17 protein-coding genes are annotated in these 21,863 nt (G+C 69.5%); 11 read left to right on the top strand and 6 right to left on the bottom strand.

The window, feature by feature from the left end:
- Positions 1-492 precede the first annotated feature (492 nt).
- The gene (locus BM199_RS15180; RefSeq protein WP_091673859.1) at positions 493-3,036 is read right to left on the bottom strand and encodes a UvrD-helicase domain-containing protein; all 2,544 of its coding nucleotides are present in this window, start codon (positions 3,034-3,036) and stop codon (positions 493-495) included.
- A gap of 285 nt (positions 3,037-3,321) precedes the next feature.
- On the opposite strand from BM199_RS15180, the gene BM199_RS15175 reads away from it, so the two are divergent.
- The 6 genes from BM199_RS15175 to BM199_RS15145 all read left to right on the top strand — a co-directional run bounded on the left by BM199_RS15175 (position 3,322) and on the right by BM199_RS15145 (position 10,096).
- On the top strand, positions 3,322-3,669 hold the full coding sequence (locus BM199_RS15175; protein ID WP_091673858.1) for a chorismate mutase: 348 nt from the start codon (positions 3,322-3,324) through the stop codon (positions 3,667-3,669).
- Positions 3,670-3,738: 69 nt separating this feature from the next.
- Positions 3,739-4,053 (top strand): hypothetical protein, encoded by a 315-nt coding sequence (locus tag BM199_RS15170; protein ID WP_091673857.1) that lies wholly within the window; start codon positions 3,739-3,741, stop codon positions 4,051-4,053.
- A gap of 337 nt (positions 4,054-4,390) precedes the next feature.
- Positions 4,391-5,758, top strand: a complete 1,368-nt coding sequence (locus tag BM199_RS33885; RefSeq protein ID WP_177242627.1) for a hypothetical protein — start codon at positions 4,391-4,393, stop codon at positions 5,756-5,758.
- A gap of 437 nt (positions 5,759-6,195) precedes the next feature.
- Positions 6,196-7,089 carry a hypothetical protein gene (locus tag BM199_RS15155; protein ID WP_091673854.1) on the top strand — a complete coding sequence of 298 codons (894 nt, stop codon included), beginning with the start codon at positions 6,196-6,198 and terminating at the stop codon, positions 7,087-7,089.
- Positions 7,090-7,345: 256 nt separating this feature from the next.
- Positions 7,346-8,989 (top strand): serine/threonine-protein kinase, encoded by a 1,644-nt coding sequence (locus BM199_RS15150; RefSeq protein ID WP_091673853.1) that lies wholly within the window; start codon positions 7,346-7,348, stop codon positions 8,987-8,989.
- A gap of 81 nt (positions 8,990-9,070) precedes the next feature.
- Positions 9,071-10,096 (top strand): serine/threonine-protein kinase, encoded by a 1,026-nt coding sequence (locus tag BM199_RS15145; protein WP_091673852.1) that lies wholly within the window; start codon positions 9,071-9,073, stop codon positions 10,094-10,096.
- 74 nt (positions 10,097-10,170) lie between these two features.
- Here BM199_RS15145 and BM199_RS15140 read toward each other — a convergent pair whose 3' ends face one another.
- Entirely contained in the window at positions 10,171-11,058 is an 888-nt protein-coding gene (locus BM199_RS15140; RefSeq protein WP_091673851.1) for a LysR family transcriptional regulator, read from the bottom strand.
- Positions 11,059-11,156: 98 nt separating this feature from the next.
- Between BM199_RS15140 and BM199_RS15135 the strand changes: the two genes are divergently transcribed.
- Both BM199_RS15135 and BM199_RS15130 read left to right on the top strand, forming a co-directional pair.
- Positions 11,157-12,092 (top strand): DMT family transporter, encoded by a 936-nt coding sequence (locus BM199_RS15135; protein ID WP_091673850.1) that lies wholly within the window; start codon positions 11,157-11,159, stop codon positions 12,090-12,092.
- Between the two features lie 178 nt (positions 12,093-12,270).
- Positions 12,271-13,956: an SdrD B-like domain-containing protein gene (locus tag BM199_RS15130; RefSeq protein ID WP_091673849.1), complete on the top strand. Its 1,686-nt coding sequence runs from the start codon at positions 12,271-12,273 to the stop codon at positions 13,954-13,956.
- A 54-nt stretch (positions 13,957-14,010) separates the two neighbouring features.
- Here BM199_RS15130 and BM199_RS15125 read toward each other — a convergent pair whose 3' ends face one another.
- Positions 14,011-14,685 carry a response regulator gene (locus BM199_RS15125; protein WP_091673848.1) on the bottom strand — a complete coding sequence of 225 codons (675 nt, stop codon included), beginning with the start codon at positions 14,683-14,685 and terminating at the stop codon, positions 14,011-14,013.
- The gene (locus BM199_RS15120; protein ID WP_091673847.1) at positions 14,682-16,064 is read right to left on the bottom strand and encodes an ATP-binding protein; all 1,383 of its coding nucleotides are present in this window, start codon (positions 16,062-16,064) and stop codon (positions 14,682-14,684) included. Before BM199_RS15120 ends, BM199_RS15125 begins: the two co-directional genes overlap by 4 nt.
- Before the next feature lie 126 nt (positions 16,065-16,190).
- Between BM199_RS15120 and BM199_RS15115 the strand changes: the two genes are divergently transcribed.
- Together BM199_RS15115 and BM199_RS15110 are read left to right on the top strand one after the other, a co-directional pair.
- Positions 16,191-17,483 carry a PspC domain-containing protein gene (locus tag BM199_RS15115; protein WP_091674003.1) on the top strand — a complete coding sequence of 431 codons (1,293 nt, stop codon included), beginning with the start codon at positions 16,191-16,193 and terminating at the stop codon, positions 17,481-17,483.
- Positions 17,461-17,730 carry a hypothetical protein gene (locus BM199_RS15110; protein WP_091673846.1) on the top strand — a complete coding sequence of 90 codons (270 nt, stop codon included), beginning with the start codon at positions 17,461-17,463 and terminating at the stop codon, positions 17,728-17,730. Before BM199_RS15115 ends, BM199_RS15110 begins: the two co-directional genes overlap by 23 nt.
- 73 nt (positions 17,731-17,803) lie before the next feature.
- Here BM199_RS15110 and BM199_RS15105 read toward each other — a convergent pair whose 3' ends face one another.
- Together BM199_RS15105 and guaA are read right to left on the bottom strand one after the other, a co-directional pair.
- Positions 17,804-18,592, bottom strand: a complete 789-nt coding sequence (locus BM199_RS15105) for an E3 ubiquitin ligase family protein (RefSeq protein WP_091673845.1) — start codon at positions 18,590-18,592, stop codon at positions 17,804-17,806.
- Positions 18,593-18,618: 26 nt separating this feature from the next.
- The gene (gene guaA / locus BM199_RS15100) at positions 18,619-20,217 is read right to left on the bottom strand and encodes a glutamine-hydrolyzing GMP synthase (RefSeq protein WP_091673844.1); all 1,599 of its coding nucleotides are present in this window, start codon (positions 20,215-20,217) and stop codon (positions 18,619-18,621) included.
- Between the two features lie 127 nt (positions 20,218-20,344).
- On the opposite strand from guaA, the gene BM199_RS15095 reads away from it, so the two are divergent.
- Complete coding sequence (locus BM199_RS15095) at positions 20,345-21,790, top strand: aldehyde dehydrogenase family protein (RefSeq protein ID WP_091673843.1); 1,446 nt, start codon at positions 20,345-20,347, stop codon at positions 21,788-21,790.
- Positions 21,791-21,863: the final 73 nt, after the last annotated feature.

The raw sequence follows: 21,863 nt of genomic DNA, 5'->3' as shown, positions 1-21,863 counted from the left end.
CAGCCTGCGGATGAAATAGGCGATTGCCACCTGCCAGGCGGAGCACAGTTCGCCGCTGCCGACCGCTCGGGCCCCTGAGCGATGCGACCACCATCTCGGCCCCCACGGCCACCTGTGGCGGCCACAGGCGGCACAGTGAGCGCACGGACGGCACTCGTGCAGGCCCAGGAGCGTCCGCCAAGCCGCCACCAGCAGGCGAACCTCCGGCGCGAGCGGTCCCCGTTCCCCGTTCGCTCGTGCCGCGACCTCGTCCAGATAGATCCATACCCCGCGGGCGACGGGGCCAAACACGCGATCGTCCACACTGCGATCCCCCACTTCTCCCGCCGGAGGTCCGGCGGGCTCGCATCCTTCCGACCCGAACTGGTGTTCGAGCAGAAGGTAGCGCGGGGGTACGACAGTGTCGGGGTCAGTGCGCGGAGAACCGCGATCGAGTCGCCGGGGCGCTGACTCCCCGGCGCCGTCCGGTTCTCCCGGGCTCTCAGCTGCCTGTCAGAGTTTGACCATCGGGACGCTGCCGATGAGCATCAGCCGGACCGTTCCAGCGGCGCCGAAGTCGATGGTCGCGGTGGCTCGTGGACCTGTGCCGTCGGTGGCCACGACGGTGCCGAGGCCGTACTTGTCGTGACTGACCCGGTCACCCACGTCGACCTTGATGGCGACGGTGTCCTTCCAGCCCTTGAAGGACGTGCTCCGCATGCCTCCCGAGGAAAGACCCGCCTGCGCGGAGTCACCGCCGAATCCTCGACGGGAGCCCCAGGTGGTCGCCGCGCGTGGCGAGCCGGACGACCCGTATCCTCCGGCTTCCGGTTCGGTCCGGCGCCAGTCGACGAGATCCGCCGGAATCTCGTCCAGGAAACGCGATGCGGGATTGGTCATCGGCTGGCCCCACGCGGTGCGCAGCAGCGCGCGGGACAGGTACAGCCGCTCACGTGCCCGCGTGATCGCCACGTAGGCCAGCCGTCGCTCCTCGGCCAGCTCCTTCGGCTCACCGAGCGCACGCATGTGCGGGAAGATCCCGTCCTCCCAGCCGGTGCCGAACACGACGGGGTACTCGAGCCCCTTGGCGGTGTGCACGGTCATCAGCGTCACGACGCCGACGTCGTCGGATTCGTCCTCGTCGGCACCGTCCGGCGTCGGGATGGAATCCGCGTCCGCGACCAGTGAGACCCGCTCCAGGAAGGCGGGCAACGAGCCCGGTTCCGGCACACCGAGATCAGCGTCGTCGGCAGCCGGTGTGGCGGTGTCAGCGTCTTCTGGAAGCTCTGCGCCCCCCGCCTCCGCTGCCCGCTCTGGCTCCGCCGGCCCGTTCTCGGCTGCCAGCCGGGCCGCCTGCACCGACTCCGCGAACTCGGTGAACTCCCGTGCCACGGTGACGAGTTCGGTCAGGTTCTCCAGCCGGGAAGCGTCCTGCGGGTCATCGGACTCCTCCAGCGTGGAGCGGTACCCGGTGCGCTCCAGGATCGCCTCGAGCACATCGGCGACCTCCGCGCCGGAGTCCACCAGTTCGGCGAGACCGTCGAGCAACTCGATGAACCCGGCGATGCACTTCTGCGAGCGGGGGTTCAGCAGTGGCACCTCACCCGCCACCGCCAGCCGCAGAGCAGCCGCGAACGAGATGCGCTCCCGCTCGGCGTGCGCGGCCACGACGGCCTCCGCACGATCACCGATACCGCGCTTGGGCACGTTGAGGATCCGGCGCAGACTGACCGTGTCCTCGGGATTGGCCAGCACACGCAGATATGCCAGCGAATCACGCACCTCGCGCCGCTCGTAGAAGCGCACTCCACCGACCACCCGGTACGGCAGACCGAGACGGATGAAGATCTCCTCGAACACGCGGGACTGGTTGTTGGTGCGGTAGAAGACCGCGACGTCGGAGTACTTGAACGACGAGCCGCCACCGGTGCCCGCGCCGACGGCGCTGTCCATCAGCGAGTCGATCTCGCCCGCGACGAACGCGGCTTCGTCATGTTCGTTGTCGGCCACGTATCCGACGATCTTGGCGCCGTCTCCCGAATCGGTCCACAGCCGCTTGTCCCGCCGGTTCGGGTTGCGCGAGATCACGGCGTTGGCAGCGGAAAGGATCGTCTGGGTGGACCGGTAGTTCTGTTCCAGCAGGATCGTGCGCGCGTTCGGGAAGTCGCGCTCGAACTCCTCGATGTTGCGGATGGTCGCACCGCGGAAGGCGTAGATGGACTGGTCCGCGTCCCCGACCACGCAGAGTTCCGCCGGCTGCACTCCGGACTCCGTCGGCTTGGTGCCCACCAGTTCTCGCACCAGCGTGTACTGCGCGTGGTTGGTGTCCTGGTACTCGTCGACCAGCACGTGCGCGAAGCGCCTGCGGTAGTGCTCCGCGACGTCCGGGAAGACCTGCAGGACCTCCACGGTGCGCATGATCAGGTCGTCGAAGTCCATGGCGTTGGCTGCGGTGAGCCTGCGCTGGTACTCGGCGTAGACCTCGGCGACCTTGCGCTCCAGGTCGTTCGCGGCGGCCGAGGCGGCGGCGTCGGGGTCGACCAGCTCGTTCTTCAGGTTCGAGATGTGCACGCCGAGGGTGCGCGCCGGGTACCGCTTCGCGTCCAGGTCCAGATCCCGTGCGACCAGGGTGATCAGCCGTTTGGAGTCGTCGGAGTCGTAGATCGAGAAGTTCGACGACATCCCCAGCGTCTTCGCCTCGCGTCGCAGAAGGCGTACGCACATCGAGTGGAACGTCGACACCCACATGGCATTGGCCCTGCGCCCGACCAGCTCGGTGACCCGATCGCGCATCTCCGCCGCGGCCTTGTTGGTGAAGGTGATCGCCATGATCTGACCGGGGTGCACGCCCCGCTCGGCCAGCAGGTAGGCGATCCTGCGGGTGAGCACCCTGGTCTTGCCGGACCCCGCGCCCGCGACGACCAGCAACGGACTGCCCGCGTGCTCCACGGCCGCACGCTGGGCGGGATTGAGGTCACCGAGCAGACCGGCGTGCCGACTGTCCTGTGGCGCCCGCTGGGTGTGGTGTTCCGAAGGCAGATCGAAGAGGGTGCTCATCGGGACTTACGCTACCCGTGGCCACCGACGGTGGCGGAGGGGTCGCGGCAGCGGTCCCGGTGTGGGGCCGCTGTGGCATACTTGGCGTGTGCGCCACACTGACCGGCTGGGCGTCCAGGTATCCCTGGACCTCGCGGCCTGCCGATTTTTTTACGGGACCCGGACTCCGGCTCCCGTGATCGCGTAGTGCGCCAACCGCCATCACACCCAAGCCCCGGAGTCCTCGGACCCGGGGCTTTTGTCGGCTCGGGACCACGCAAGGATTCCGGATCGACCGGAGGACAGATGAACCCCCAGACCCACGACGCAAACTCGTCCGAGACTGCCGGGACTTCCGAAACTGCTGAGACGACGCCGACGACACAGACGACACAGTCCCCCCGGCCCGGCGCGCAGGACATCAATGCCCTGCGCGAGGAGATCGACTGGCTGGACAACGAGATCCTCCGCCTGGTGAAGCGCCGAGTCGAGGTCTCCAGGACCATCGGTGAGGCACGGATGGCCGCAGGAGGCACCAGGATCGTCTACAACCGGGAAATGGACGTGCTGGCCCGCTACCGCGATCTCGGCCCCGAAGGCAGGCAGCTCGCGATGGCCCTGCTCAACCTCGGCAGGGGCAGGCTCGGCAGGTAATCGGCACTCCCACAGATCTCAGGGTGATCCCCCGAGTCGCTCGGCGGAGAATCACGGCACACTGGGGGCATGGAAACGCTCGTCAACGTGATCGCCGTCGTCATCGCCATCGCCAGTGTCCTCGCCGCACTCGGCCACGCCGGCTATCTGGCGATGCTGAACAACGCCGCGAGCAAGCGGGCAGGCGGGGCGCCGATCGCACAGTACGTCCGTGGTCGCTGGCCGGTCGCGGGCGGCGCGGCTGCGGCCTCGCTGCTCGCCTGGCTGCTGACCAACGGAGGCCCTGGGCTGGACATCGTCGCGATCATTCTCGCGCTGGGTAGCGGAGCGGTGGCCACGAAGGCACTGCAGTCCACTCAGGCGCGCTACCGCAGCGGCGGATAACCCCAGGTCACCCTGGGAAAGAAAGCGCGAAACGGCGTACCATTAACACACTCCCAGTCGCCTGTAGCTCGGTTGGCTGCGCCCGGTGGAGTGAACCTCGAGAAACTCGCCCACCTGGCACGCGAAGCCGCCGCGAGACTCTTATTCTGGTAGGCGCGAACCGTCGCGGACGTTCCTGCCCAACGTCGGCAACCGGCGCCGGGTGGGAGTCACGTGTTCGGCACGCGGCCGTGCATGTGCAGTTGCAGCGTGCAGATGCTCAGTCTGCCACTGCTCCGATCGGCTTAATCCGGTCGGAATCGCCATCAGGTGACCGGAAGGGAGGGGTCCTACCAGCATGAACGGCGGACCCGATTCCACCGAGCACCATTCCCACCGACGGCAACGAGTGCAGCAGCACGCCCGGTACAGCGGGCATGGCTTTCCGGAACGTCAACCACGGCAGGGACGCCACCGCCAGGGCGCGGCGGGCACCTGGACTCCGACCGTTCCCGCACAGGCCGGGCACGGTCGGCACGAAGAAGCGCATTCACCGGGCGAGGCGATGGTCCCCCTCGACGCATCGATCAGCGGGTCGCTGCCCCTCTCCGGACACAGCGGGCCGAGTGCCCCCGCGCCGGAGCACGGCGCCGGGCACCGCTCGGGTTTTCTCAGCACCCATGGGGAACTGCCGATCGGGGTGCCTGCTCTGGCGACTCCGGCGGCAGCGATGTCGGCGGCGGCAGGGATGTCGGCGGCGGCAGGGATGTCGGCGGCGGCAGCGATGTCGGAGCCGACCGAGCCGAAGGCCACCGAGGAACCGACGATCCGCCGGAAGACGGTGACACTGACCGCCCCCCCGGAACCCCGATCCCGCGCGGACTCAGGGGAGGACATCCTCGTCTACGAGGTGGACCCCGCTCCCGCTCCGGACGGTCTCGGCACGTTCGACCTCGGTTCGGTTCCCGCCTCGGTCACGCCGCCCAAGACCTGGCGAAAGGCCGCCTGGTTCGCCACCGCCTCATCGGGTTGCGTCGTGGTGGCCCTGCTGTATGCCGGATCCATCCTGGTCAGTCAGCCCTCGGAGACCGGGACGCAAGCGATCAACGGCTGGACCGAGCGCGGCGGCCAGCCGACGCTCGAGGGTGAGCAGTTCGCCGATTCGACGAGCACCCCCGGCTCCACACCGGAAGCGAGCGCCTCCTCCTCGTCCGGCGTCAGCAGTCTGCATCAAGGTGCGCTCAGCGAACGGCCCACGGAGAGCGCCTCCGCCCCCGCCGCGGTCGCGCCGCGCGCTCCGGGCGCGCCACGTGCGACCACCCCGGTGGAGGTCAGCGTTGCCCCCACAACGCCGAGCACGTCCCGCGAACCCGCCAAGCCGCCGGTCGCCAAGGCACACCGCGTCAAGGCCCCGCCCCGGCAGTTGATGACCGCGGATCCGGAACTGATGGCGGACCGCTCCGAGTACTTCCTCAACACGGTCACGGAGGACCCGTCCGCGGCACACTCGGTGACCACGGGGGAACTGGAGCAGCAGGGCCCCAACGGCCTCGAGCGGAAGTATCAGGATGTGGCCTACTACGAGGTCAAGAAGATATACATCGATCCCAACCGTGGTGAAACCGTCAACACTGTCGAAGTGACCTTCCCGGACGGCAGTAAGAAGACCGAACAACGGGTCTTGCACTTCGGTGAGGACACAAAGATCGAAAACGACGGAAAGTAGTCGTCTGAGTAGCGCTCGTCGGCATCGTTCACCCGCTAATGCACGTGCGGATGCGCGTTTCCGCTGCACGTGCGGTGCGGTGAGTGGTCAAAAATTGCGCTAGTCGAGTGACATAGAATGCCGCTCGTCGTATTCCGGTGCCATTCCGCCGATGAGGTCTGGCAGTGTCACGTCGCAGAGGGTTACCTAGAGCGCAGGAACCGGCACCCCGTGACACCGAGTCGGTTAGTTCTCAGGACATGGCGAAACAGCGACACCGCGCAGGACGACATAGCGAATGACGGAAGACGGCAGGGCCGGTACCCCGACCAGTCGCACCACGATCAGTCGCACCACGATCAGCCCTTGATCCGCACCGCACACCAGCAACGCACACCAGGATTGCTCCGGTGATGGCCCACAGGCCCGCGCCGGCGACCGGGAGAACGGGATCATCCGTGCACGACGGGAAGCGCTCAGAACGGCTCGCTCATGCCAGCCGCGCGAGTCACGCCGAGGACGTACTGCACCCCGGCCTACTCGAGGACGACTTGGTCGACCGTGAGTACCTCGACGCTGTCTTCCATGAGCCGAGCCGGTACCTGCCGCCGCCGGGGGTGCGCCGCCGTACGGAACCCGTCGACCCGCCTGAGCCGGAGAGCCCGTTGGCCCGGCGCTCGAAGCTGATCGCCCTGGTCATCGCCGCCACTCTCCTGTTCGGATCGATCGTCGCGGCGGCACTGCTCACCGAGCAGCAGGATGCCGGCCTCCCACAGGGGGACGCGAAGCTGGAGATCACCGGAGCGGCCGCCCTCGGCGGATTCGTCCTTCCCGATGCCGAGCGCTCGACCACCACGGATCCAGCCACCGTCGCCAGTCAGCAGCGCACCGATACCACCGCCCGTGAGCGGGAGCAGCGCGCGCCGAAGCAGGAGAACGCGGCAATCGGGGGACCCGCACCGGACAGCAGGCAGGCAACAACCGGCACGACCTCGTCCACCAGCGGGGAGCCCGCGACGGCGGACAACGAACTCGCGGCCGAGTCCGTCGATCCGGTGGCCACCGTGCGCGAGTTCTACCAACTGGTCGCCGACCGGCCCGCGGACGCGCTCTCGCTGCTCGACCCGATTCTCGTCGGCGACCAGACCGGCGAACTCGTCCGGGTCTGGTCCTCGATGAAGTCGATCGAGGTCGAGGACGTCAGGGACCTGGGCGACGGACAGGTGCGCGCCGTGGTCCTGATGACCCAGCCGGACGGACGCAACCTGCGGGTCACGCAGCTGCTCCAGCTGGCCGAGGGGCCGGTGGCGATGATCGCGAACGCCACACTTCTTTCGGCGCGCAACACCTGACAGAGTGGCGCGGAGCGCCACCGTACGGGTGACGGCGGGAGACTGGCGCAGCTGAGCTCGGTTTTCGGAACGCCTGTCAGTGCCGCGTGTGTGTGCGCAGAGTGAGCGCCTAGCCTTGACGCGGGCCGGTCTCTGCGAAACCGGCACACCACCTACCGAGATGTGCCTACGCTCCTGGGACACGGCGCGCCGTTGACGCGTCGCCGCTGCACCGGACGGCGGTGCCATTGACGACGGAGCCCCGAAGGAGGGTCGCGTGAGCGACGAGGGTCGCCTGGTCGCCGGCCGGTACCGCGTCATCCAGCGGATCGGCACCGGAGCCATGGGGGCCGTCTGGCAGGCACAGGACGAGGTGCTGCACCGGACGGTCGCGATCAAGCAGCTCCTGCTGCAACCGGGGCTCGAGGAGAACGAGGCCGAGGACGCGCGGCAGCGCACGATGCGTGAGGGTCGCATCGCGGCCAGGTTGCACCACCCGAACGCCATCACGGTGTTCGACGTCGTGACCGACGAGAACGGGCAACCCTGCCTGATCATGGAGTATCTCGCCTCCACCAGTCTGGCCGCTACCCTGCAGGACCGCAGGACACTGCCGCCGCTGGAGGTCGCCCGTATCGGCGCCCAGGTGGCCGCGGCGCTGAAGGAGGCCCACGCGGTCGGCATCGTGCACCGCGACATCAAGCCCGGCAACATCCTGCTCGCCCCCAACGGCCTGGTGAAGATCACCGACTTCGGCATCTCGCGGGCCACGGACGACGTCACCGTGACGAAGACCGGCATGATCGCCGGCACCCCCGCCTACCTCGCACCCGAGGTGGCGATCGGCGGCGACCCCGGGCCGGAAGCGGACGTGTTCTCCCTCGGCTCCACCTTGTACGCGGCCTGTGAGGGACAACCCCCGTTCGGGCTGAGCGAGAACACCCTCAGCCTGCTGCACGCGGTGGCCGCGGGCCAGATCAACCCGCCCCGGCAGTCAGGGCCGCTGGCCAGCGTGCTGGCCGTGCTGCTGCATCCGGACATCCGGCACCGGCCGACCGCCGAGGAGTGCGAGGACCTGCTCTCGGCCGTCGCCAGGGGCGAGACGCCGATCGGTGGCACCGACGCCACTCGCGTCGGTCCCGCGGTGGGCCTTGGCGCCGCCGGTCTCGGCGCGGGAGCGGCGGGTGCCGCCCTGGCAGGGGACGACAACCTGCCCGCCAACCACTCCGGGACCTTGGGCGACGAGGGCGGGCAGGGGTTCTACGACTCCGAGCCGGAGGACGGCTACGCCCCGGCCAGCGGATACCCCGACGAGGACTACGACGACTCCGCCGGGGGCTACGACGCCACCAGGGCTGTTCCCGCCGCCACTGCCGCGTACGGACACGGCGGAGATGACGGATACGGCGGCTATGGTCCCGGCGGTACCGACCGGGCCGATGACGAGTACGACGATTACGAGGACGACGACTATCCGCCGCCTGCCGACGAGCAGGAGCGTCGCGGCAACTGGAAGGTTCCCGCGGCGATCGGCGGTGTCGTCGCGGCGGGCCTTGTCGCGCTCGGCGTGTGGATCGCGACCGGACCGCACGGTGGCGACGAGCAGGAGCCCGCACAGCAACCCCAGCCTGCGGCGACCACGTCGAGCCCGTCGAGCACGCTGACATCGCCGACATCCTCGGAGCCGGTGGAGACCGAGCCGGGCCGGGCTCCTGTCGAGACGGTCCAGCAGACCGATCAACCGCGTCAGCCCCAGGAGCCACCGCCACCCCCACCGACCTCGGACCAGGAACCGGAACCGCCGGGCCCCACCACCACGACGAAGACCTCGACTACGGCGTCGGAACCGCCGGAGCCCAGCACACCCCCATCGGACCCACCGCCAACCACTGGCGGCGGAACCAGCAACACGTCCGACTGAGCCCGTTGTTCACGGAAATCACAAGCGGTCGACCCTAGGGTGAGCGTGTGTCGTTGACCGTGTTGGCGGGTAAGGGGTTCTGTGGCAACTGAGGGCACCCACGTCGGTGGGCGCTACCGGCTGGACCAGCCGATAGGGCGAGGTCACGCCGGGATCGTGTGGCTGGCCTATGACACCCGGTTGCACCGGACCGTGGCCGCCAAACGGCTCTACATCGCGCCCGACCTCGATCCGGCGCAGGCCGAGCAGCGGCGCGCGGTGGCGTTGCAGGAGGGGCGCGACGCGATCCGCGTGGTGCACCCCAACGCGATCAGTGTGCTCGACGCCCTGCGCGAGGGTGACGACGTCTGGCTGGTGATGGAATACGTGCCGTCGCGCAACATGGCCGACTTCCTCGCCGAACACGGCCGGCTCACGCCGGAGCAGGCGGCTTTCCTCGGTGGCCAGCTCGGGTCCGCGCTCGCCGTCGCGCACTCGGTCGGCGTACCGCACCGCGTGCTCGAACCCGGCAACGTCCTGCTCGCCGACGACGGCGGCGTGAAGATCACCGACATCGGCATCTCCGGCAGTCCGCCCGATCCGGCCTACCGCGCGCCCGAGGTGGCCAGGGGCGAACCCGCCACCGCGGCTTCCGACGCCTTCTCCCTCGGCGCGACGCTCTTCGCCGCGGTCGAGGGAGCCCCGCCCTTCGGTAGTGAGGGCACCGGTGACCAGGCCGCGCCGACCCACGCTGGCCCGCTCACCGGAGCGCTGCTGAAACTGCTGCGCTCCGATCCGGCGAAACGCCCGACCATGCCCGACACCGTCACCGCACTCGGCGCCATCACCCAGGGCAGGCAACAGGCGTTCGTCCCGCCGACGGCTCCCGCGATGCCGACGGTGCGGGCGATGGCCGCAGCCGCACCGGGGCAGCCCCAGTACGCCTCTTCCGGTCCCCAGCAGCCGCCCGCACAGCAACGACCGCAGCAGCACCAGGTCCGTCCGTCCGCACCGCCGCCGGCACCGACCCGAACGGGCCCGAACGTCCGGGCCTGGGTGCTCACCGCGGCGGCGATCCTGCTGGCGATCCTGCTCGGCGTCCTGGTGGTAGAACTGCTCTTCCTCTGACCGTCGCGTCGGAGCCCCGGCGACAGGACCGTTGGCGCGTTGCGGACAGACTCTGACAGCGAGCCTGAGTCCCCTCAACCGGGCCGCATCACGTCGAGCAAGGCGCGGACGGCGGGGCGGCCGCTGGCGTGGCCGGACACCGCGGCCTGGATGGACCGCACGGGCGCTGGCCTGCGCACCGGACGCACCACGACTCCGGGGTGCGGTGACTCGAGCCCGAGTTCGGGAAGCAGCGTGACCCCGAGGCCGGCCGCGACGAACCCTTGCGCGGTCGGGTAATCCTCCGCTTCGACGGCGAAGTCCGGCGCGAACCCGGCAGCACCGCAAGCATCGAGGAGGATGTCCCTGCAGGGCCCCGGATGCGGCCATTCGGCGCCGATCCACGGTTCGTCGGCGAGATCCGCCAGGTCGAGCGCCCGTTTGCGCGCCAGCCGGTGTCCCTTCGGCAGCACCGCCCGGTACGGGTCGTCAAGCAGGTGCACGAACTCCACGTTCCGCACGTCGGCGCCGCTCTGGGCCAAGACAACGATCGCCACGTCGACCTCGCCCGAGCTGACCGAGGACAGCGGGTCGTCCTCGAACAGCCGGAGGCTGAACCGGATTCCGGGGAACTCGCTGCGCACGGCCGCGACGGCGGGCGGGACGAGGGCGGCTCCCGCGGTGGCGAAGTACCAGATCGTCAGCTGACCCGTCCGGCCCTCCTTGAGCTCGGAGAGGGCGGTCTCCGCCTTCGCCAGCTGCTCGCTGACCAACTCCACCTGCTCGGCGAGCAGCGTGCCCGCCGGGGTCGGCCGCACGCCCCGGCCCACGCGTTCGAGCAGGGTGACCCCGGCCTCGCGTTCGAGTGTCGCCAGCTGCTGACTGATCGCCGACGGCGTGTAGCCGAGGTTGCGTGCGGCGGCGGTAATCGAACCACTGGTCACCACGGCACGGAGGACCTGCATTCTGCGCACGTCGAGCATTCCCGGATCTTACAGCTGACCTTAAGTGTCACTCCAGAAGAATTCGCTTGTCCTTACGCCTTGGCCTGGTCAGGCTGGGCCTGGGACAAGGAGGCCGGATGAGTGAGGGAAAGACGCTGGCGACGATGGGCGCGCTGGCGTTGATGTGGGGGTCCAGCTTTCTCTGGATCAAGGTGGGACTGGACTCGTTCTCACCGGTCCAGCTCGTGCTGATCCGGCTGGTGCTGGGCACGACCGTGCTGCTGGCGCTCTGCGCCGCGTATCGCCATCGCCTGCCCGCCCGGCGACGTGTGTGGGGACACCTCGCGGTGGCCGCGATGTTCCACAACGCGCTGCCGTTCCTGCTCTTCGCGATCGGCGAGCAGACGGTCGACTCGGGCGTGACCGGAATCATCAACTCCACCACGCCGCTCTGGGCGCTGGCGGTGGCACTGGTGTGGCGGATCGAGCGGCGACTCAACCGCCTTCGCATGCTGGGCCTGCTGCTGGGTGTCGCGGGAACCGTGCTGATCTTCGCGCCGTGGCAGTCCACCGGCCTGCTCAGCTGGGGTGCGCTGGCCTGCCTCGCCGCCTCGGCCAGCTACGGGTTCGTCTTCGTCTACGAGGGCCGGTTCCTGGTCGAGACAGGAGCCTCACCCATCGCGCTCGCGGCGGCACAGATGATCAGCGCGAGCGGATTCATGCTGCTCGCGGTACCGGTCGGCGGACTGAACCCGATTCATCTCGAAACCGGTCCGCTGGTGGCGGTGGTGGTACTCGGCATCTTCTCCACCGGTATCGCGTTCGCGCTGAACTACCGGCTGATCTCCGCTGCGGGCGCCGTGGCGGCGTCCACTGTGGGCTACCTGCTCCCGGTGGTCTCGGTGCTCATGGGCACGATCTTCCTGAGCGAGGCGCTGAACCTGCGGATCGTCGCGGGCATGGTCGTGGTGCTCGCAGGGGTCGGCCTCACCCGGGTGCGCGGGCGCGCGGTCCAGGTCCCGGCACCGGCCACGGCGACTGAGGCGAATCCCGGGGAAGTTGTGCGGTCCTGACTCGACGAAGTAACGGTTTGTCACGGACATGCCATGCAGATCACCTGATCGGGTAGCTTCGCCAGGTCTAAATCACTGAGGTCGCGCTCCGGCTGTTCAGCGCGAGAGGTCGGGGCCGCTTCGCCGGGGCAAGGCTGATCACGGGGAGATCAGATTGTCTTCGACCATCCCAAGACGGGTGGCGCGCTCAACCGGCGCGCTCATCGCCGTCCTCGCGCTCACCACAGGCGCGTTCAACACCGGAGCTACCGCCGACACCGGCAGCACGGCCCCATCGGCTCCGCCTGCCGCAACCACGCCGACCCAGGCGGAAGCCGGAGAGCCTGATCTCAGCGTCACGGCATCCGTGCCGGACGAGACCTACCTCATGGGCGAGAAAATTCCGGTGACCGTCAACGTCACGAACAACGGCGACGCGGACGCCGAAGGAGTCAAGGGTCTCACCAGCAGCGGGGAAGGTTTTCACTTCTCGACCGAGTGGCAGACCTGGGGTGACTTCGATTCTGCTACTGGGGCGACCGTCGCGGCAGGCGAGACGCTGACGGTGGAAGTAGTCGGATCCGTGGACAGTTGGGACAGTGGGGAAACTGTGCTCAGCATCCACCTCTGGGGTCACGGGGACGCCAACCCGGCGGACGACAGGACCGAAGTCGTCCTGAACGTCGTGCCGCCGTCCGTGACGGACACGGTGAGCGGCATCGTGTTCGGCGACGCCAACGACAACGGCCAGTTCGAGATCGGTGAGCAACTGGCCGGGGTCACGGTCGTGCTGTCCGGCCGCTCGACGTACCTCGACACCAGCACAGGGAAGGACGGGCGTTTCACCTTCTCCGAGATTTCGGCGGGAACGTACGACCTGTCCTTCCAGGACCTTCCCGACGGCTGGGTCATCCGGTACGGCCATCCGATCGCGGTGGACGGTTCCGGAGCGACCTCGGATCTGCGATACGCCACCCAACGACCGCTGTCCGACGCTCTGCAGGCGACGATCGAGTTCGCCGAGCCGACGTACCAGCCCGGCGACATCGCGGAACTGACGGTGAAACTGACGAACAACGGGTCGGCCCCGCTGTCCGGCATCCAGGCCGCGTGTGACCGCGCCGCGGAGGGGCCGCACCTCGAGGGATTCGACGACACGGCGCGCTGGGGCGAACTCGTCTGGGGCGGTGGAGGCGTATCGATCGACGCCGGCGAGACCAGGACGTTCGCGGTCACCGGAATCGTGCCGGACGATGCCATTGACTACGGCGTTGTCCATGTCATCTGCGACTTCGGACCGAAGGACTTCATCAACGGCTTCCCGGTCGTCCACACATGGGCGAAAGTCCCCGGGCTGAGCACTGACACCTGGGGAACTGTCGTCCACGACAGCGATGGCGACTTCACCGGTGACGAGAACATCACGAACACCAAAATCGCCCTGATCGACCCACAGACCGACACGGTGGTGGCCAAGGGCAAGACGAACGCGGAAGGCCGCGTTGACCTGGCCGGCGTCCCGGCGGGTACGTACACGCCACGCGTCTACGGGCCGTGGAAGCTCCGAGACGAGAACGCATACGTCCATGTCAAGGCCAACGACCCACGTAGCCAGGGGTGGGCCGTTTACGTCGTGCCCGGACCGAACGTGCCGGATCCGGACGAGGGGGACAACGGGGACAACGGCACCGGATCCGAGACCGACCCGCCGGAGAGCCCTGCGGCCACGCCACCCATCGGGTCTGGGGGCGACGGCGGAAGTACGCCTGTCGGCCTGGCCAGCACCGGTGTCGACATCCTCGCCCCCATAGGGGCAGGACTCGCCGCGGTGCTCGCGGGTGTCGGCGCGCTGCTGTTCAGCCGTCGCCGCCGCGCGGAAGCGTAGGCCACAGAGCCGGAGTGGCCCGCCACAAAGCAACGGCGGGTCACTCCGGCGCCGTCAGACCAGCCTGCGGTCCGACGCCCAGCGGGAGAGTTCGTAGCGGTTGGACAACTGCGTCTTACGCAGGACGCTCGACACGTGCGTCTCCACGGTCTTGACCGAGATGAACAGCTCCGACGCGATCTCCTTGTAGGCGTAGCCGCGGGCCAGCAGGCGGAGCACGTCACGTTCGCGCGGGGTGAGCAGGTCCAGTTCCGGATCGCTGATCGGCGCGGACCCCGGACGGTCCGCGAACGCGTCCAGCACGAACCCCGCCAGGCGCGGCGAGAACACGGCGTCACCGTCGGACACCCGAACCACCGCGCGGACGAGTTCCTTCGACGAAATGGTTTTCGTGACATAGCCGCGGGCGCCCGCACGGATGACCGCGATGACATCCTCGGCCGCGTCCGACACCGAGAGCGCGAGGAACACCACGTCCGGCAGTTCGGTACGGACACGCCGCAGGACCTCGGCTCCCCCGCCGTCCGGCATGTGCACGTCCAGCAGGACCACCTGCGGCCGGGTTCGCGTGATCCCCGCGGCGGCCTCGGCCACCGACCCGGCCTCGCCGACCACGCGCACCTCGTCGGTGATCGACTCCAGCTCGGTGCGGACTCCGGCGCGGAACAGCGCATGGTCGTCCACCAGGAACACCGAGACCGGCGCTCGCCCCTGCTCGTTCTCCGTCACGATGCTCCCTCGCTCGACGCGGTCGCCTTGCCGATCTTCAACGGCATCTCCAACTGCACCTCGGTGCCCTCTCCTGGCGCCGTGCGCAACCGGCACGATCCGCCGTTGCGTTCCATCCTGCCCCGGATCGAGTCCGCGAGGCCGTGCCGGTCACCCGGAACGGTGTCCGGATCGAACCCCTTGCCCCTGTCCCGCACGAACACGGTCACCGCGGCGGGCTCGACCTCCGCGTAGACGCTCACCTCGTCCACACCCGCATGCTTGGCCGCGTTCACGATAGCCTCCCTGGCCGCGTACACCAGTGCGGTCAGCGGCTCGTCGAGCTCGGCCTCCCCCACGACAACCTGCTGGACCGACACCGCGAAGGCGTCCTCCACCTCTCCGCAGGCCGCCGCGAGCACGGCAGAGAACCGGCCACCGGCCTGCTCGCCCGAGCCGTCCTTCGGCTTGCCGTAGCCCGACGGGCCGTACAGCCAGCCACGGAGCTCCCGTTCCTGCCCGCGGGCGAGCCGGGCGACCTCGCGGGGCGACTCGGCCTGCTTCTGGATCAACGCCAGTGTCTGCAGCACCGAGTCGTGCAGGTGCGCCGCGATCTCCGCGCGTTCCTCGGTCCGGATACGCGCCCTGCGTTCCTCACCGAGATCCCCGACGAGCCGCAACCAGAACGGCACGGTGAGCACGGCGACGCCGACGAGTGTGGCCAGCACCGCGATCAGGGCGAACTGCACCTGGTCGAGGCTTCCGCTGCGCAGCACCACGACACCGATGCCGGTCATCACCAGGGCCACTCCGGCGAGCACCCGGACCGCGGCCGACCAGCCACCGCCGCCGACGACGGCACCCGCGACCCCCGACTTCGCCCCGTCTCGCCAGCGGCGCCGCTGTGACTCGTCGGCCTCCCGCCACACCACCGCGGCACCGACGATGACCACGGCGATCGGGATCGCGGCCCAGCCGCTGAAGACTCCGGCGATGGCTCCGCTGGCCACGGCGAGCCCCAGACCCAGCGCCAGCAGCCCGAACGCCTGCTGGCGTTCCTTGGGCGAGTCGCCTTGCCGCTCCTCCTCGCTCGGCCGCTGCGGTGCGAACACCCACAGCAGTCCGTACGCGAACAGCCCGGCTCCCCCGAGCCCGGCCAGCACGGCGAACACCACCCGGACCCAGAACACCTTGACACCGAGATGGTCGGCGAGCCCGCTGGCGACACCGGCGAGCACCCGCCCCGAACGACGCCGGTACATCTTGGGCGGCTCGGTGAGCGCGGTGCCGGTGGCAGGCTGCACGGCCCCGTCCGCCTGCTCGGGCTGCGACGGCGTGCGGGCAGCGCCGGTCGGGGAGGCCGTTGCCTCTTCTGTCGCCTGTTCCTGCACGTCATCCATGCTCGCACGCCCATGTGGCCGTTTCATCAGGGAAACCCCTGATCCGGTCACCCTGACCCGGGGGGCGGCAAACCTCAGGGGAGTTCCCCGATGTGCGCGTCGACCGCGTCACGCATGCTCGATGACATGAGTGGTGCGACAGGAACGCAGGGCTCGGGTCCGCCTGCCCAGGGCGGCATCGAGGACACCGTGAAGGACTTCTGGGCGAGCAGACCGCGCAGGCCGCAACACGGACGCAAGATCGCCGGTGTGGCCGCAGCTGTCGGCAACAGGTACGGCATCGATCCCGTGGTGGTTCGGGTGGCGCTGGTCGTGGCGACCATGTTCGGCGGTGTCGGGCTGATGTTCTACATCCTCGGCTGGCTGTTCTTCGCGGACGAGCGCGACGAGGTCGCGCCTATCGAGGGACTGATCGGCCGCGGTCGCAGTTCCACCTCCACCGCGCTCACCGTCGTTCTGTGCCTCGCGCTGCTCCCGGCCGCCAGCTGGATGTTCTCCGGCGGCGGCTGGTTCGACGGTGGGGGCTTCATCTGGCTCGCCCTGCTGATCGCGGCGCTCTACCTGCTGCACCGCGGCCGGGGTCACCTGAACCGTCCTGCCCCGCGTGGAGTCGCGGGACCGGTGGGCACGGACTGGCAGGAGCAGTCCGCATCGTTCACCGCGGCGTCCGTGTCGGCGCCTGCGTCAGGTTCGGGCACGGGCCCGCCCGCCTGGGATCCGCTGGGTGCCGCCCCGCTGGCCTGGGACCTGCCGGACGCCCAGGCCGACCCGTACACACCACCGCCGTCCCCGCAGCCGCCCGCACCCCGGGCACCGCGATCCAAGATCGGGCTCTTCACGTTCGCCATCGCCCTGGTGGTCGCCGGTGTCGGCGCCGTACTGGTCGCCGAGGGCGAACCCTGGTTCACCCCGCAGCACGTCGTCGGGCTGGTGCTCGGTGTGCTGGGCATCGGCATGGTGGCGGGTTCCTTCGCCCGTGGCGGACGCGGTCTGGTCGGCCTCGCGATCCCCCTGTCGATCGTCGGGCTGCTCCTCACCTCGGCACCGGTCAACGACTTCCGAGGGGGCGTCGGCGAGTTGACCGAAGCGCCCCGCACCATCGCCGCAGTGCAGCCGGTCTACGAGCGCAGCCTCGGCAACATCGACCTGGACCTGCGGAACCTGCCGGACAACGGCGCGGTGAGCACTGTGGTCCGCACCGGCGCGGGAAACAGTTCGGTGCTCGTGCCCGAGACGGCGGACGTCACCTTCACCTGCGAGAACGGCATCGGCAACATCGAGTGCCTCGGCCTGCAGCGATCCGGGGTGGGCAACGACCCGGTGACCGGCACCGACGTCGGCAGCGACGGGCCGGGCGGCCTGAACATCTCCCTGCACGTCCAGACCACGACCGGAAATGTTGAGGTGCACCGTGGCTGAATCGGACACGTCGAACCCGTACGACTACGACGAGCCGGCTGCTCCTGAGCAGCCCACACGGCGCGGGGTGGACCTGTTCACCCTGGTGGCCGGTGTCGCCACCCTGCTGATCTCGGCCTACGTCCTCTCCGACGGCGACAGCTGGCTGCCGTCGTTCGACCTGCGATGGATCCTGGCGGGCGGCGCGGTACTGGTCGGCGTCCTGATGCTCGGCGCGTCGATGCGCGGCGGACGCAAGGGCTGTTGAGGCCCGCACACCACTCGACGAAGCGGCCCCGGGGTTCCCGCCCCGGGGCCGCTTCGTGTCGTGGCCAGGCCGATCAGCTCACGAGACCGCCGATGACGGCCGCGATGCCGCCGACGACGGCGACGATCACGCCGACGGCGAGGAACTTGTGCCGCTGGACGCGGTCGGCCCGCAACTCGTCCTCGGTGCGGGTGGAGATCAGGAAGTGCCCTCCCTGCTCCGGCTTGCCGATGACCAGCGGGCCGATCTTGTCGTGCACCTCACCGAGGATGTACATCCTGCGGCCGGGACGGATCAGCCACTCCTTGTACTCGTACCCGAGCGTCGAGTCGCGCCCGCCACCGAGCACCGCGGGCAGCCGGATGCCGAACAGTTCGGAGTGCCCGCCGCCACCGTGGTGGGGCTCGAACCGGTTCACCGACTGCTCGACCCCGTCCGGATTGGTCCCGTTCGGATCAACGCCGATGGTGCGGCCCTGCTCGTCGATGAGCGCGTACCCCTCCGCCGAGGTGTGCTCGACGACCTTCTCCGTGCGCTTGCTGCGGTAGCGCCTGCCGTCGCGGTACTCGACGTGCTCGTACTGCCGATCGATGCGGTAGCGGTACCAGACGCACTCGCTCTTGCTGACCTCGGAGACCAGCGCCCCCTCCGGCCGCGGGTGCGCGGTCCCCACCACCTCGGCGACCTTCCGGAAGCCCCCCCTGGCACCCAGGTCGTCCGAAATGCGGCGCAGGTCCTCCAGCTGCGGGATCGTCAGCGTGTCCGTGCCGATCATCGCGTGCAGTTCACGCTTGGTGTGCTGCATGTAGAAGAACCCGCCCACGCCCGCCGCGATCAGCAGGAGCCCGATCAAGATCCACATACGCCTTTACCCCCAGGTCGGTGTGCTCACTCCCACTCAATCGTGCCGGGTGGCTTGCTCGTCACATCGAGCACCACCCGGTTCACCTCCGCCACCTCGTTCGTGATGCGGGTGGAGATGCGCTCGAGCACGTCGTAGGGCAGGCGGGTCCAGTCTGCGGTCATGGCGTCCTCACTGGACACCGGTCGCAACACCACCGGATGGCCGTAGGTGCGGCCGTCGCCCTGCACGCCCACGCTGCGGACGTCGGCGAGCAGCACAACGGGGCACTGCCAGATGTCACGGTCCAGGCCGGCCGCGGTCAGCTCCTCGCGGGCGATCGCGTCAGCCGCGCGCAGGATCTCCAGCCGGTCGGCGGTCACCTCACCGATGATCCGGATGCCGAGGCCGGGGCCGGGGAACGGCTGACGGTGCACGATCGTCTCGGGCAGTCCCAGCTCGAGACCCACCCGTCGGACCTCGTCCTTGAACAGCAGGCGCAGCGGTTCGACCAGTTCGAACTGCAGGTCGTCCGGCAGCCCGCCGACGTTGTGGTGACTCTTGATGTTCGAGGTGCCCGTCCCGCCGCCGGACTCGACGACGTCCGGGTAGAGGGTGCCCTGCACCAGGAAGCGGTAGTCGCCCTGCGCCTTGAGGTCGCGCTCGGCCTGCTCGAACACCCGGATGAACTCCCGGCCGATGATCTTGCGCTTCTCCTCCGGGTCGCTGAACCCGGCCAGCGCGTCCAGGAAGCGCTCGCGGGCGTCGACGGTGACCAGGTTCACCCCGGTCGCCGCCACGAAGTCACGTTCGACCTGCGTCCGCTCCCCCGCCCGCAGCAGACCGTGGTCCACGAAGACACACGTCAGCCGGTCACCGATGGCCCGCTGCACCAGTGCGGCGGCCACGGCCGAGTCCACTCCGCCGGACAGGCCACAGATCGCCCTGCCCGCACCGATCTGCTGGCGAATGCGGGCGACCTGGTCCTCGACGATGGACGCGGTGGTCCACTGTGGCCGGATACCGGCGATGTCGTGCAGGAAACGACGCAGGACCTCCTGGCCGTGCGGGGAGTGCGCGACCTCGGGGTGGTACTGGACCCCGGCGAAACGACGTTCCCGGTTCTCGAAACCGGCCACCGGGGCACCGTCGGTGGTCGCGGTGACCGTCGCTCCTTCGGGGGCCTTGGTGACGCTGTCGCCGTGGCTCATCCACACCGGGTGCCGTGCGGGCAATTCCCCGTGCAGGACACCACCTTCCCCGGTGATGCGCACGTCGGTGCGGCCGTACTCGCGCGCGCCAGTGTGCTCGACTGTGCCACCGAGCGCGCCGGCGAGGAGTTGGAAGCCGTAGCAGATGCCGAAGACCGGCACACCGGACTCGACCAGCGCGGAATCGATCGCAGGCGCGCCTTCGGCGTACACACTGGCCGGGCCGCCGGAGAGGATGATCGCCGACGGCTTCCTGCCGAGGATCTCGCCCGCGTCGGCCGTGTGCGGCACGACCTCCGAGTACACCTGCGCTTCACGCACGCGCCGCGCGATCAGCTGCGCGTACTGCGCGCCGTAGTCCACGACCAGCACGGGGCCCTCGGGCGCCCCTGCCTCTCCAGTTGCACTTCCTACCGCGGAGTCGGCACTAGCCACCGCGAACCTCCTGCTCAACACGACCGGGCGGGCTCATCGTCCCAGGTCGAGTTCCCAGCCTCGTGGCCGACCTGCCCGGACCGGATTTGTTCATGCGCGCACCACCCCGGCCGAATACCGTGCTGGCATGGACACGATCACGCCGGAACCCCGGCCAGCCTGGATCGCCGGTCATGCCGAGCAGGGCGAGGGGACCCTCGTCGTCACCCATCCGTTCGACGGCAGCGAGGTGGCCACCGTGGCCGTTCCCGGTGCGGAGCAGGTGGAGCGCGCGGTCGCCGCGGCGGCGGCCGTCGCCGCGGAGTTCCGCCGGGCACCGGCGCACAGCAGGGCAGCCGCGCTCGAGCACGTCAGCAGGGGGCTGGCGGCCCGGGCCGACGAGATCGCCGAGGTGATCACCGCGGAGAACGGCAAGCCGCTGCGCTGGGCCGAGGCCGAGGTGAGCCGGGCGATCTCGGTGTTCCGGATCGCCGCGGAGGAGGCGCGCCGGTTCAACGGCGAGATGCAGCGCCTGGACAGTGACCCCGCGGGCGAGGAGCGCCTCGCGCTGGTGACCCGCGTCCCGCGCGGACCCGTGCTGGGCATCGCGCCGTTCAACTTCCCGCTGAACCTGGTCGCGCACAAGGTGGCTCCCGCGCTGGCGGTCGGCGCCCCGATCGTGATCAAGCCCGCGCCGCGGACCCCGCTGTCGGCGCTGATCCTGGGTGAGATCCTCGCCGAGACCGACCTGCCCGAGGGAGCGTTCTCGGTGCTTCCCCTCGGCAACGAGGAGACCGCCGGACTGGTGCGCGATCCGCGGCTGCCCGTGGTGTCGTTCACCGGCTCCGGTCCGGTCGGCTGGTCGCTCACGGACGCCGCCCCACGCAAGCACGTGGTGCTGGAACTCGGCGGCAACGCCGCCGCCGTGGTGCTCGCCGACTGGCCGGATCTCGAGGGCGCGGCGGAGCGGATCGCCACCTTCGGCAACTACCAGGCGGGTCAGTCCTGCATCGCCGTGCAGCGGGTGATCGTCGAACGCGAGATCGCCGGGGAGTTCCTGCCGAAGCTGGAGGCCGCGGTGCGCGGGCAGGCGACCGGGGACCCGTACGACACCACCGTGTCGGTCGGGCCGGTGGTGGACGAGGCCGCGGCGGAGCGGGTCGTGTCCTGGGTCGACGAGGCCGTCCAGGCCGGGGCGACGCTGCTGGTCGGCGGCGCCCGGGACGGCGCGACCGTGCAGCCGACGCTGCTCGCCGACGTCCCGGCTTCGGCGAAGGTGTGGGCCGAGGAGGTGTTCGGCCCGGTGCTTGCGGTGTCCGTGGTCGATTCGGCGCAGGACGCGTTCGCGGCGGTGAACGACTCCGACTACGGCCTGCAGGCCGGCATCTTCACCAGGGACGTGCGCCTGGCGTTCGAGGCGGCCGCGACCCTCGACGTCGGCGGCGTCATCGTCGGCGACGTGCCCTCGTACCGGGCCGACCAGATGCCCTACGGCGGCGTGAAGGGCTCCGGCGTCGGCCGCGAAGGCGTCCTCCCCGCCATGCGCGACCTGACGGTGGAGCGGGTCACCGTCCTCACCGGCGTCCCCCTCTAGAAAATGCATTTAGCCCGCTAACTGCAGGTCAGCGAACCGGGTGCACACCGAGGACAGGCACCGGCCCGAGCGT

Source organism: Amycolatopsis marina, from assembly GCF_900111885.1.
In the GTDB taxonomy this organism is placed as follows: Bacteria; Actinomycetota; Actinomycetes; order Mycobacteriales; family Pseudonocardiaceae; genus Amycolatopsis; species Amycolatopsis marina.
This window is presented reverse-complemented; position numbering and strand designations above follow the sequence as displayed.